This window comes from Acinetobacter sp. YH12086 (assembly GCF_013419345.1).
GTDB classification, from domain to species: Bacteria; Pseudomonadota; Gammaproteobacteria; order Pseudomonadales; family Moraxellaceae; genus Acinetobacter; species Acinetobacter amyesii.
This window is the reverse complement of the sequence record NZ_VPAF01000001.1, coordinates 233,729-247,645: the sequence shown is the minus strand read 5'-3', so window position 1 is coordinate 247,645 and position 13,917 is coordinate 233,729. Positions and strand designations below refer to the sequence as shown.

Below are 13,917 nucleotides of genomic sequence, written 5' to 3'. Positions count from 1 at the left end.
TTAAACTCTAAACATATCAATTACTATGGCTTTGGAAGTAAAAATCATAAGTCACAATGCTAAAGCAACTCCAACCTGTTTAAGCATGCTTAATCAAAATGGCATACATAATCAACGACATCAGTACATTGCACTTTAAAAATAGAATCTTGTGGAACAATAAAGCTTTCGCCAGAAGTATATTGAACAAACTCGACCTGGTCCCCAATTTGCACAACACACTACCCCGATGTGATTTCAACACGTTCTTTCACATGCACCTCAAACGTCATAGGTTGTTCTGATATCAAAAATACAGCGATAGTTTTTTGGCTATCATCTTCCATTTTTTAAACATGGCTCACCGATATACCACCATAATGAACCGTAGGCTTTTTTACAAATGAGACGAAATCAAACTGATTTAACATAGCGTGCCGCACATAGCAATTTATTATGATCAATTATTAATCAGCCTATCTTAAACTGCTGTAGCGGATTCAATCTTCCTCAGATTTAGATCTATGATTTTGAAAAACCATGAATCAGAGTTGAACTTCAAATATATCAATAAAGATTTCAATGCAGATTAGATTGAAGCTCTCCGTTATTTTCACATATGAATGTTACAAATTTTGTGTATGACAGGACTTATTTCATTTTTATCATTTTTTCAGCAATACATTTTAAAATTTGTTATATAGACCTAAACTTATATAAATGATGTACTTAAATAGTTTAATTATAAATAATATATTGTTTTTACTTATTAAATTATTTAATTAAACATATTCCATATACATTTTTGCTGCTAAGCATAACTTTTTAAATCACTATATTGAATAATAAAAAATTGATATGATGCCTAGCGAAATATAGAGATTCGCTTTATTAAATCTTTTGTTTACAGCAGCTTGCAATGGCTATCTTTTCCCATTTGGAAATAGAATCAGATCTAATTGTATAAGTCTGTGTAGCATTTTAAATTATTAAGCATCTATCAGCCTGTCTGATAAAAGACTTAAGTAAATCTCTCCATAATATGATTTGTGAATTTATTAATTTTATAAATTTACTCGGGTGAATATATGAAAAAGCTCCTAGGATTAGTTCTCGGTTTATCTGTGGGCCTTTCAGGCTGTGGTAAACAAGAAGCTCCTGCAACTGACGCCGCACAACAAAAAGACACTGCAGAAGTGCAAACTGTTACCATGGCTTCGACTGGTTCAGATGCTGATATTTGGCGCTATATTGCTACGCTTCCTGAAACCAAAGAAGCTGGCATTAAACTTGAAGTGAAAAACTTTACTGACTATGTGTCTATGAACACTGCTGTAGCGAACAAAGAAATTGATGTTAATGCATTCCAGTCATATGCCTATATGGTTGCGTTTAATGACAACAATAAAGATAAAATCGCACCGCTTTCGACTACTTATTTAGAGCCAATGGGTATCTATTCAAGCAAAGTCAAAAAACTTGAAGAGTTCAAAACAGGTGCAACAATCGCGATTCCAAATGATGGCGCAAACGAATCACGTGCATTGTTGCTACTTCAATCTGCTGGCTTAATCAAACTTAAAGCTGATTTTGACGATGTAAAAGGCACACCTGCTGACATAACTGAAAATGCGAAAAAAATCGTAATCAAACCAATTCAAATGGCGACTGCGGTTCGTGTTAAAGACGAAGTTGATGCGATTGTTTTGGGTAATACCCTTGCAATGGAAGGTGGTTTAAACGTACTGAAAGATGCGGTTTACTATGAGCCAATCGATCAAAGTACAAAAATGAACGTGAACATTCTTGCTGTTGCTGCTGACCGTCAAAATGACCCAGTACTACAAAAAGTAGGCGCGCTTTACCACACTCCAGCAGTTAAAGCTTACATCGATGAACATTTTGGTGGTACTAAAATTGATGTAAACAAACCAACTAGCTACCTCACTGAAGCAAAATAGTAATATAATTTCTTCAAATAAACAGGCAAAGTTTACTTTGCCTGTTTTTTCATTTCTGAACCTTTTTTGACGCTATGATCCAATTTAAAAATATCTCCAAGCATTTTGAGCTAAAAGGCCAAACCGTTACAGCACTGGATCAGATTAATCTGGACATTCCAGATGGCTGTATTTTCGGTCTAATTGGCTACAGTGGTGCAGGCAAAAGTACCTTAATCCGTTTAATTAATTTGCTAGAACGTCCTAGTGAAGGGCAAATTATTATTCATGATAAAGACTTTACTGCTTTAAATTCGGCAGAGCTACGTCAAGAAAGAACCAATATTGGCATGATCTTCCAGCACTTCAATTTACTGCAAACCAAAACAGTTGCAGAAAATATTGAAATGCCGCTTAAACTTTTAGGTGTGTCTAAAGCTGAACGCCAAAAACGTTTAAAAGAGTTGCTCGAATTTATTGACCTAAAACATAAGAAAAATGCCTATCCGGATGAGCTCTCTGGTGGCCAAAAACAACGTGTCGGGATTGCCCGTGCGCTTGTCAATCATCCTAAAATTTTACTGTGTGATGAAGCAACATCTGCTCTCGATCCGCAAACCACCAAGTCGGTATTGGCGTTATTAAAGAAAATCAATCAAGAACAAGGCATTACTATTGTGATGGTCACCCATGAAATGGATGTGATTGAATCTGTTTGTGATTATGTTGCGGTGATGGAACAAGGGAAAATCATCGAACATGGCTCAACCTTAGAGATTTTTAGTCAGCCAAAACACAATACAACCAAAAACTTTATTCAAACTGTTTTGCAGCAACAGCTCCCTGTTAATATTTTAAATAATCTAGAAAATCAAAACCATAACAGTATTTATTGTTTAAAATTTCTGGGCAGTTCGGCACAAGAAACTGTCATTCAGGCGGTAATTAAACAGTTTGATATTAGCCTGAATATTTTGTTTGCCAATATGACTGAAATTAATGGTGCGGTAATTGGGCAAATGTTCGTTCAGCTATTAGGTGATGCAGCATTGATTCAACAAGCGTTGGAGTTCTTAGAGCAACATGGCGTTGAAGTCACTCAAGCAGGAGTTCAGCAATGAGAGATTTAATTGTTCAATGGCTGACTCAAATTACCGCACCCTTTTGGAAAAGTTCTTTGTCTATGGATCAGTTCGTCACTGCCCTACAAGAAACTTTTCATATGGTGTTCTTTGCCATGCTCTTTGGCTGTATTTGGGGTTTTATCCAGGCCGTGATTTTATATGTCTCACGTCCACAAGGCATTTTGCCTAACCGTGTCATCTACCATGGTTTGAACCCGATTGTGAATGCGCTGCGTTCATTACCATTTATTATCCTCTTGATTGCTGTCATTCCTTTGACCAAAGTCATTGTAGGGACATCGATCGGGACTTGGGCTGCAATTGTTCCCCTCACAATCTATGTTGGTCCGTACATTGGTCGTCTGATTGAAACATCATTGCTTGAAGTGAATGACGGCATCATTGAGTCTGCTCAAGCGATGGGTGCATCTCCGCTGCAAATCATTACTAAATTTGTTCTGCCAGAGTCTCGTAGCTCTTTAATTTTAAACTTAACGACTGCAACCATTAGCTTGATTGGCGCAACAGCTATGGCGGGTGCAGTAGGTGCAGGCGGTATCGGTGACCTTGCTATTTCTTATGGTTATCAACGTTTTGATAGTAGCGTGGTCATCATGACCGTCATTATATTGTTGATTTTGGTACAAATTGTTCAAAGTCTGGGAGACTGGTTATCGAAGTTACGTTGAGTCATCACGATTTATATTATAAGCTCTCTTCGGAGGGCTTTTTAGTATTTAAGATTTGGTTTTTTTAAGCTGTACTTAAACCAAATTTTTTTTTTAGTTTTAAATTATTTTGACGGCAAATTAGTAACACCATAAAATTTAAAATGTAACCTTCAATATTACGTTTACAAAAACTTGAATGAGTACAAAATATCAAAAGAACAGGATTTTATATTCCCCATGGAAACTACACTGACAGCACAAATTTTCCGCTTAAATTTTTTTCACAACGGTGATATTGATCACTTCAGCTGCATCTGCATCCATTGCTGATTATGACTATGTCACTAGTATTAAGGTAAATGATGTTGACTTAGCCTTACCCTTGCCTGCATCAAAAGCAAATGCATTAATCAGCAAAAATCCAGTAAAGCTTAAAATTTGAATATTCAGAATGTACCGGCAATACTGAATTTCATATCACATCAAAAGGTAAATTTCTAAAATTTGAAATTTATGCTGAGGACAATCCTCAAGTTAAACATGATTCATTCTCTAAAAATAAAAGCAGCTTCGTCCAACTTGGACAGACCAAAGGGGATGTTTGGATGGAATGGGATAAATCCACTCAAATACGCGATAAAATTCAAATTGGGTCGAAACATCTGATAAGCCAATATGACTATCAACAATTTGTAAAAGACTTTATCAAAAGTGCAAAATTAGCCAATCCAAATGAAGTTACTTACGTAATTTTACTCTCACCGACTCATGCAAAATCCGTGCTGAAAGAGCTGCATAACTATGATTTACCCAATATTGGCAATCTAGCCTTCAACTTTAAAAATAGCAAATTAACTGCCTTTTCAGTTAATCAAGGTATTGCTTGCTAAATGGTGATTGTCATACAGCGTTTATTGCTTAAACAGTGAATTTATAAATCTGCATAAAGCCATGCAATAAACGCAAGTTTGAACTCAGAGCATGCTAAAATCAGCAGCTGTTTTCGCAGGGACTCATCTATGCACTTTGTACATCTTGGTATTTTTACAGAATTTTCCATTACTGAATCTATTGTACGTATACCTGATCTTGTAAAAGCTGCAGCTGCAGATGAAATGCCCGCTCTGGCCATTACTGACCTTTCAAATCTACATGCTGCTGTAAAATTCTATAAAAAGTGCTTAGATAAAGGCATTAAACCCATATTTGGTTCAACCATTCGTTTGAATGATGCTGAACACAAAGCTACTCTTCTAGCGATGACCAATAAAGGTTGGCGCAGTCTAACAGAGTTGGTTTCTGAAGGTTATATTTCAGGTCAACAGCTTGATATTCCTTGCGTAAAAAAAGATTGGATTTTAAATCAACACCAAGACTTGATTGTTTTACTGGGTATGCAAAGTGATGTCGGCAAAATGCTTTGCTCTTCCAACCCGCAAAAAGCTGAACCACTGTTAGCTGAATGGGTCGAAAAATTTGGCAATCGTGTTTATCTAGCGATTACACGAACTGAGCGCTCGGGTGAAGAAGACTTTATTCACGAAGCAGTAAAACTTGCGAAGAAATTTAACATTGGTGTGGTTGCTCATAACGATGTGCATTTTATACGTAAAGAAGATTTCGAGGCACATGAAGCACGCGTTTGTATTGCCGATGGCTATGTCCTCGGTGACAATCGTCGCCCTAAAAATTACAGTCCTGAACAGTATTTTAAAACTGCCGAGGAAATGACGGAGCTGTTTGCAGACATTCCAACGGCTATAGAAAATACCTATCACATTGCGCGACGCTGTAATGTGTCATTACGTTTAGGCTTCCATGACCTTCCCGATTATCCAATTCCTGAAGGTCATACAATTGACACCTATTTTGAACATTTATCAAAAGAAGGTTTAGAAGAACGTTTAGCGCATTTGTACCCTGTCGAACAACGTGGTGACGACTGGCCAGAAATTCGTAAGCCTTATGATGAACGTTTGGCTTATGAAGTCGGGATCATCCTGACCATGCAATTCCCAGGTTATTTCCTAATTGTCATGGACTTTATTCAATGGTCTAAAGGTAATGGCGTGCCTGTTGGTCCAGGCCGTGGTTCGGGTGCAGGTTCCTTGGTTGCCTATAGTTTAAAAATTACTGACCTAGACCCACTACGTTATGACCTACTGTTCGAACGTTTCTTAAACCCTGAACGTGTATCAATGCCCGACTTTGATGTCGATTTCTGTATTGCAGGTCGTGACCGTGTTATTGACTATGTTGCACGCACCTATGGTCGAGATGCGGTCTCTCAAATTGCAACTTTCGGTACCATGGCGGCAAAAGGTGCAATTCGTGACGTAGCCCGTGTCTTGGGTAAATCTTATGGTTTGGCTGACCGTATTTCTAAAATGATTCCGACCAAGCCTTTAGGTTTAAGTTTGGAAGAATCCATTGAGGCCGAACCACAGCTAAAAGATATTGTCACCAACCCATCAAATCCTGATAACGACGATGCAGCCGAAATTTGGGAAATGGCACTTAAACTTGAAGGCATTACCCGTAATACAGGTAAACACGCCGGTGGTGTGGTAATTGCACCAACCAAGTTAACCGACTATTCCGCTGTACTGTGTGATGCAGATGGAACTAACCGTGTAGCCCAATTCGATAAAGACGATGTGGAAGCTGCAGGTCTAGTTAAATTCGACTTCTTGGGCTTACGTAACTTAACGGTAATTGAAGATGCCATTAAGCACATTAATGCCCGTCCAGATATCACTACACCTGTCGACATTTCCTTGATTCCTTTGGATGACAAACCTGCCTATGCTGTGTTCGCAGATGCAAATACCACAGCGGTCTTCCAGTTTGAATCCGTCGGCATGAAAAAAATGCTGAAAGAGGCACGTCCAAGTAAGTTCGAAGAAATTATTGCTTTCGTGTCTTTATATCGTCCAGGCCCCATGGATCTGATTCCTGACTTTATTTACCGAATGCATGGTGGCGAGTTTGAATACTTACATCCATTACTAGAAAGTGTCCTTGAACCGACATACGGCATTATGGTGTATCAGGAACAGGTAATGCAGGCAGCGCAGTTCTGTGCTGGCTATAGCTTGGGTGGCGCGGATTTACTTCGTCGTGCCATGGGTAAAAAGAAAGTCGAAGAAATGATTAAGCACCGTCAGATCTTTACTGAAGGTGCTGCAACCAAAGGTATTGATGCAGATACGGCCAACCATATCTTCGATTATATGGAAAAATTCGCAGGCTATGGTTTTAACAAATCCCATGCCGCAGCCTACGCCCTTGTTGCATATCAAACCGCTTGGTTAAAAGCACATTTCCCTGCTGAATTTATGTCAGCAGTGATGACCTCGGAAATGCAGAACACGGACAACGTGGTGTTCTTGATCGATGACTGTCGTATTAATGGTCTTGAAGTCTTACCACCTTCGGTCAATATGTCTTTATATAATTTCCATGCCAGCGATCCAAAAACCATCGTCTATGGTTTAGGTGCGATCAAGGGTGTCGGTGAAGCTGCCATGCAGTCTGTGATTGACTCACGTATCCAAGATGGCCCATATAAAGATCTGTTTGACTTCTGCCATCGTATTGACCTTAAAAAAATCAATAAGCGCACGCTTGAAGCATTGATTCGTGGTGGCGCATTGGATTGTTTAGGATTAGAACGCGCTGACTTGATGGCGCAATTGCCAGAAGCTGTACAAGCGGCTGACCAAGCCCGTACAAACCGCGAAACGGGGATGATGGATTTATTTGGTGAAGTTGAAGAAGTTCAACGTAAACCTTCTAAACCTGTTAAACCGTGGTCAGATGAAGTTCGCCTTAAAGGTGAAAAAGATACTCTTGGGCTTTATCTAACAGGTCATCCGATCGATGTGTATCGATCAGAGCTAAAAGCCTTTATTTCACAGCGCATTAATGAGCTTACGCCTACACGACGTGGTGTCACTACAGTATTTGCAGGCCTCGTCGTCGATATTGCCAACTTCCCGAACCGCATGATGGTGACGCTCGATGATGGTACTGCACGTATAGAAGTGTCTGCGAATCACGAACGTTTTAACCGCTTCAAAGATGTGATTCAAAACGAAAAAGTGGTGGTCATTGAAGGTGAAATTTACGAACGTGAAGGTTTTGATCGGCCAATGGGTCGCTTAACTAAAGCCTTCAGTTTGAATGAAATCCGTCAAAAACGTGCCAATGCCATTCAAATTAAATTAACACCTGAACATTTTAGTAAAACGCTATCACGCGACATCCAAAATATTTTACTGCCTTTTTGCAATGTCGATATGTGTACGCATATCCCTGTGCAGTTATATATAGACTATCCATATGCGACGGCCGACATTCATTTGGGCTTAAACTGGAAAGTTGCCCCACTAGATGAATTACTGTCTAAGCTGCGTGACTACTTCGGCAAAGAATCTTTGCATGTCGAATATCATGTCAAATCCAAAGCTGCCAAAGCGGTAAGTTATGAACAAGCCTCTATTCCTGCGCAGGTTCCGCCACCGCCAGATGGGATGAGCATGGATGATGCCATGGATTTATACCAAGCAGAAGCCAATCAATTTTCTTAAAGTTTAAACGCTGTTTGAACTGCTTTTTTAAATAAACATATTGGAAATATCATGAATCAAACTGACAATGCTGCGGTTTCAGCACATCTCTCCCATGTGCGTATTGTCATGGTGAATACAACATTACCCGCAAATATTGGTAGTGCATTACGTGCCATGAAAACCATGGGACTTTCAAAGTTGGTCTTAGTTGCACCGAAGACTTACCCGCATCCGGACATTAATGCTTTGGCTGCCGGTGCTGTCGATTTAATTGATCAAATTGAAATCGTTGAATCACTAGAAGATGCCATTAAAGATTGTCATATTGTCTTTGGTACTAGTGCGCGTAGTCGTACCATCCCATGGCCATTACTTGATGCTCGCCCTGCTGCTGAAATGTCTCTCAAAGCAGTCTGTGAACAACAACAAGAAATTGCCGTGGTGTTTGGCCGTGAAGACCGTGGTTTGACCAATGAAGAATTGGCAATGGCCAATTATCACGTCACTATTCCAGTAAATACTGAATATGGCGTATTGAACGTTGCCCAAGCGATTCAAGTCATTTGCTATGAAATGCGCATGGCCGCCCTTGCACATACTGAGTTAACTGCAAACCCTGATGCCAAGATGCATGTGACAGATGACATCGATATGGAATGGGATGAACCTTTGGTGACCCATGAAATGATGGAACAGTTCTACCCGCATATTGAAAAAATGCTGGCAGAGATTGAATTTATGGATCCAAAAAATCCAAGATTATTACCTTTACGCTTGCGTCGCCTATTTGGACGTATACAATTAGATCGTATGGAATACCACTTATTACGTGGCATCTTTAGCCGAGTACAGGCTTTAAATAACGGAACATGGAAAAAATCTACAGACAATGAGGATCAATCTAATGCTTAAGCAGCTCAAAGAAGATATACAGGCTGTATTCGCGCGCGATCCTGCTGCACGAAATACACTCGAAGTCTTAACGACTTATCCAGGAATTCATGCCTTGATCATGCATCGTATGGCACATGAACTTTGGAAAAAAGAGTGTAAAGGCTCAGCCCGCTTATTGTCTTCTTTTAGCCGCTTTGCCACAGGCATTGAGATTCATCCGGGTGCGAAAATCGGTCGTCGTTTCTTCATTGACCACGGTATGGGTGTGGTGATTGGTGAAACAGCTGAAATTGGTGATGATGTCACCCTCTACCATGGTGTGACCTTAGGTGGCACGACTTGGAACAAAGGCAAACGTCACCCAACTTTGGAAGATGGTGTAGTGGTTGGCGCTGGTGCAAAGATCTTGGGCCCATTTACGGTGGGTAAAAATGCCAAAGTCGGTTCAAATGCCGTCGTGACTAAGGAAGTTCCTGCAAATACTACTGCTGTGGGCAATCCAGCACGCTTTATCACCAAAGATAAACCAAAAGATGAAGCGGAAACACGTCGTCGCGACTATGCAGAAAGTATTGGTTTCCAGCCTTATGCTGCAACCCAAGACCAAACTGACCCGATGTTAGAAGGTATGCGTGTATTGTTAGATCGTATTCAGCACAATGAAAAACGTATGAATAATTTGTGTCAGCGTTTGTCTCTCCTTGACCCAACGTTCAAAAAGCAACAGCTTAATGAACAACCTTTTAGTCAGGAAGAACTTAAAATCATTGAAGATGTGCGCCGCGAATGCGAAGCGCAAAGTTCACAATCTAAAGCTTAACCAAAAGCAATCAGAATAAGTTGCCTTTAACTTGCATGTTGTTCAGAGTTTTTTTAGACTGACCAACATGCTTTTTTTTATAAAATAAATTTAATGGATGAATCATATGACGCTTAAGCCCTTGGCAGTTGCTTGTATTGCTTTAACCCTTGCCGCTTGTGGAAGCGCCCCAACTAAGAATAATGCACCTAAAGATGCCATGATTTTTGTAGAGCCTGAACTGACTCCACCTTTCTACGCACTCAACCCATTTAACTACGATGCACCACCTCCTTTTGAATTAAATTTACAAAAAGCTGCAGCACAGCCTGTGACTAAGATGGTGGTAACTAGCCCAACCGACCCATCTAAGCAATTAACTCTTGAAGAAAACCGCCTGATTATCCCCACTGTTGACAGCAAAGAACGTTCGATGAAATTTGCTGCTTTAGCAGGTGACAATGAAATCGACATTACTGAAATTGATGATTTCTTACAGCTTGTTGAAGGTAAAGCACGTCACTATCCACCACGTTTTGTTCAACGCCAAGAACGCAAAGGGTTTGAGCTTAAACTCAAGGAAGTTACGCAAAAATTAGATACGCTTGCGTCTAAAGACAACGCTTCTTTTGATATTTTAGTTCGTGCATTTAAAGCCAGTGTGATGGCACGTAACCTTGATTTGGGTTCTGTGTACACAACTAAATCATTAACTTACGCACAACGTATTTTAAAAATCAACCAAGATGATGCAGAAGCAAACTTCTGGTTCGGTTTTGGTTTATCTGAAGGTGGTGGTCAACGTGAAGCGATTCCATACTTAGACAAAGCAATGAAAGCCGGTGTTCAAGAAGCGTATCTTTCTGCAGCAAATAACTATATTGCCATGGAACAAAAAAAGAACGCCATTCAGGTTTTAAAGAACTATAAAGTTAAATATCCACAAGAAGCAGAAGTTGCTGATCGTTTAATTCAAGAAATTGAAAAGCAAGGTCGCTGGAATGTTTGGCAAGTTTTAAATCCACCTAAAGCTGCGTCTTAAATCTGACGATTTAGAAAATTCTTTTGAAAAAAGACCGTTTTAACGGTCTTTTTTCATTTAAGGTGAATTGAAAATCCTGATAATTATCGTATGATTTGAAAATACTTAACCTTATGTGCGGCCTCTTTATGCAGCAAAATATTAAAAAAATACTGCTCCTTGGAATCATAAGTACAAGCGTACTGAGTGGATGTCAGGTCGTCAGTGTCAAAAATCAAAAACTCAATGTTTCGATTGCCAATGAACGTGAAAGTATTATTTCTCGAAATAAACTTAGCGAAGCCAGTTTAAATGTCTTGTCGATGACAGGTCGGGAAGCCAAAGCCTGCACAGAAGACCCGAAAGCCTGTGTTGATGAGTTACAACAAATTCCTCAGATTCAAGATGAACAATTACTTTCTACAGCAAGTGAATTATATTTAGCTAAAGCTATAGAATATGAATCTTCTTCAGCCTGCAAGTTAGGTGTGCTCAGTAGTCACAAATCTGAAGAAAAACAAAAAATTGAACAAGACACTTATAATAAGTGTTTAGATCAACAATTGATACTACTCGATAAAAGTATTCGCTATAGCTATGCGTACATGTTTAAAACCAAACGTGCGCCTGCTGATCGTATTTTTGATAACCGTCAAGTTCAAATCCGTGATTTCTATAATCAAGGGATTGCCAAATTGGTTAGCAGCTATGCACTACGTTATAAGCCGCAAGAAGTCACCCAACAGATTAAAGTCGGACAAACCACCTATCACATAGACTTCAGCCACTACCCAGAACTCAAAAATCGTAAAATTGAACAATTGATGTCAACCTATAACCTCAACTTCTCAGGTTTACGTTCAATTACCCGCCGAGATGGTTTTGGCTCCGAATTTCTTGTAGTTTTACCCGAAGAACATACGATTGAAACAGGCAAAGCAAAATATATTATCAACCCGATTGATTTTAAATATCCGTCTGGTTCAAACCCTAATATCCATCAAGCGCGCTATTTAGCTGCAACCTTAACGGCTGAACCACTAAGCGCTACAACTACAGTTGATCAAATTTTGAATCAACATGAGTTTCAAATTAAAGCTTACGACCCGTATAAGTATGAACAGGTCAATATTGCCAATAAAAACTATGCGCTTGCTGCCAATTTTTCTGCTCCATATGGTCTTTGGTTAGCACAAAATAACTTGGGTAAGGCAGCTTATTTATCACTGATTGACCGAGATGAAAAACTGACGATGCCGCATCTCTACATGCTTGAACCATATAATCCTGACAAGAAAGTTATCGTCTTGGTACATGGCCTTGCTAGCAGCCCTGAAGCATGGATTCGTCTGACTAACGATATTATGGGCGATTCAGTGCTACGTGAACATTATCAAGTGTGGCAAGTCTTCTATTCAACTAATATGCCGATTATTGAAAGCCGCTTCCAAATTTATTCCATTTTGACTCAGACCTTTAGCAAAGTAGACGCCAATGCCGCAGCTAAAAAAGATGCTGTTCTAGTCGGTCATAGTATGGGCGGCATTATTGCACGACTACTGGTCAGCCAAGCCGATACCACGCAAGCAGCTTTGAAAATGATGAATTCACGTCAATTAAATCAGTACCGAAATATTCCAGTAGTGAAGCAACGTATGGTGATTGATGATATTCCTAATTTCAGCCGTGCAATTTTTTTGGCTGCACCTCATCGTGGTACAGAATATGCAGATCGCTGGTTTACCAAAGCCGCTCGAAAAATTATTAAACTCCCAGGAGCTTTTTTATCGGCCATGGGTGATGTGTTAACTCAAGAAGAAGACCTGAAAGATTTATTTCGTGAAATTGACCATGGCTTGATCCAAAATGGACCAAGTGACTTAAGTCATCAATCAAAATTTATCGCGCTCACTGAAGATATTCAGCCACGTAAGGGTTTGAAGTTTCATTCAATTATGGGAAATAACACCAACAGTCAAGATAAAAATATTATGACGGATGATATTGTACCATACACTAGTGCTCATCTAGAGGGTGCTGTTTCAGAAAAAATCATTAAAGGGGGTCATTCGATTCAAGAAACCCCTGAAGCTGTACTCGAACTACGCCGTATATTACGTTTGCATTTGATTGAACTTGGCCTCTATAAACCATAAGGCAATACAGCATTTAAATCGATCTACATATTTTAAAACCGATCTCAGGATCGGTTTTTTTTATTTCTGCATTTACTTGAATATGCCATTATTCAGGTAATTACTATATAAGCTTTTTTTTAATTATTTTAAAACTCAAAGGCACTCGTTAAACTTTACATAAACCTTATATTGGAGATAAATTATTGTAAAATAAATTCAAAATATTGTGCGATTTTCCTTATTATTTTATGCGCATATCGAATTATGAAATTTTAAGGCTTAAAGTCACTTCATCTGGATGAAATTGGGGGTTAAATCATAACTATATAAAATTAAGTATATTTTACGTCAAGTTTATAATCCATTTATCAACCGCTCTACCGTGAGGTTTTGTCTCAAATCACCAATCGAAATGGTGAGTTAGCTGCACACTATGGCAGCAAAGAGTTTTTACTACTCTTTAGGGTGTTAACTGAAGCTGAAAATTGAACCTTTGGCAGCCAATTTATTACGCAGAATTTAATCACTCGAACTTCCACATCCAGCCAGCCATATGTCTAAATTTGTGACGATTAGCATCGGTACGGCAACAATCATTCCATCTGAATCTGATCAAATTCAAAAATTTATATTGGCTGCCGATCGTGCACTTTACCTTGCAAAAGGCAGCGGTCGCAACCAATATCGATTAGCTCAGGCTGAAGCGCAGCTTGATGTTTGAGTCAGTTAATCGCATTGTTAATTTATCCATTGTTGAATTTACACACAGACTTTTTT

The 13,917-nt window shown here is 39.2% G+C and carries 9 protein-coding genes and 2 pseudogenes; 10 read left to right on the top strand and 1 reads right to left on the bottom strand.

The genetic code is table 11. From position 1 onward, the window contains the following. Nucleotides 1–89 precede the first annotated feature (89 nt). Nucleotides 90–410, bottom strand: a pseudogene (locus FTU29_RS01255) (pyrimidine/purine nucleoside phosphorylase). A 657-nt stretch (nucleotides 411–1,067) separates the two neighbouring features. Between FTU29_RS01255 and FTU29_RS01250 the strand changes: the two are divergent. From FTU29_RS01250 to FTU29_RS01205, 10 genes and pseudogenes are all read left to right on the top strand, one after another. Continuing rightward, nucleotides 1,068–1,940, top strand: coding sequence for a MetQ/NlpA family ABC transporter substrate-binding protein (locus FTU29_RS01250; protein ID WP_180023817.1), 873 nt, complete (start codon nucleotides 1,068–1,070; stop codon nucleotides 1,938–1,940). Nucleotides 1,941–2,014: 74 nt separating this feature from the next. Continuing rightward, nucleotides 2,015–3,040, top strand: coding sequence for a methionine ABC transporter ATP-binding protein (locus FTU29_RS01245; protein ID WP_180119918.1), 1,026 nt, complete (start codon nucleotides 2,015–2,017; stop codon nucleotides 3,038–3,040). Beyond that, complete coding sequence (locus FTU29_RS01240; RefSeq protein WP_180119911.1) at nucleotides 3,037–3,732, top strand: methionine ABC transporter permease; 696 nt, start codon at nucleotides 3,037–3,039, stop codon at nucleotides 3,730–3,732. The genes FTU29_RS01245 and FTU29_RS01240 overlap by 4 nt, the downstream gene beginning before the upstream one ends. A gap of 587 nt (nucleotides 3,733–4,319) precedes the next feature. After that, entirely contained in the window at nucleotides 4,320–4,604 is a 285-nt protein-coding gene (locus FTU29_RS17380) for a hypothetical protein (protein WP_257226882.1), read from the top strand. A gap of 129 nt (nucleotides 4,605–4,733) precedes the next feature. Continuing rightward, complete coding sequence (dnaE, locus tag FTU29_RS01230; protein ID WP_180084291.1) at nucleotides 4,734–8,306, top strand: DNA polymerase III subunit alpha; 3,573 nt, start codon at nucleotides 4,734–4,736, stop codon at nucleotides 8,304–8,306. Between the two features lie 51 nt (nucleotides 8,307–8,357). After that, nucleotides 8,358–9,200, top strand: a complete 843-nt coding sequence (locus tag FTU29_RS01225) for an RNA methyltransferase (protein ID WP_180106543.1) — start codon at nucleotides 8,358–8,360, stop codon at nucleotides 9,198–9,200. Beyond that, on the top strand, nucleotides 9,193–10,002 hold the full coding sequence (gene cysE, locus FTU29_RS01220; protein WP_111883774.1) for a serine O-acetyltransferase: 810 nt from the start codon (nucleotides 9,193–9,195) through the stop codon (nucleotides 10,000–10,002). The genes FTU29_RS01225 and cysE overlap by 8 nt, the downstream gene beginning before the upstream one ends. A gap of 106 nt (nucleotides 10,003–10,108) precedes the next feature. After that, nucleotides 10,109–11,023 (top strand): ABUW_2363 family tetratricopeptide repeat lipoprotein, encoded by a 915-nt coding sequence (locus FTU29_RS01215; protein WP_078193555.1) that lies wholly within the window; start codon nucleotides 10,109–10,111, stop codon nucleotides 11,021–11,023. A gap of 128 nt (nucleotides 11,024–11,151) precedes the next feature. Then, a complete protein-coding gene (locus FTU29_RS01210) occupies nucleotides 11,152–13,158 on the top strand; it encodes a triacylglycerol lipase (protein ID WP_180094456.1) in 2,007 nt (668 codons plus the stop codon). Nucleotides 13,159–13,678: 520 nt separating this feature from the next. Beyond that, a pseudogene (locus FTU29_RS01205) lies at nucleotides 13,679–13,861 on the top strand (diguanylate cyclase domain-containing protein); the annotation flags it as partial. Nucleotides 13,862–13,917 lie beyond the last annotated feature (56 nt).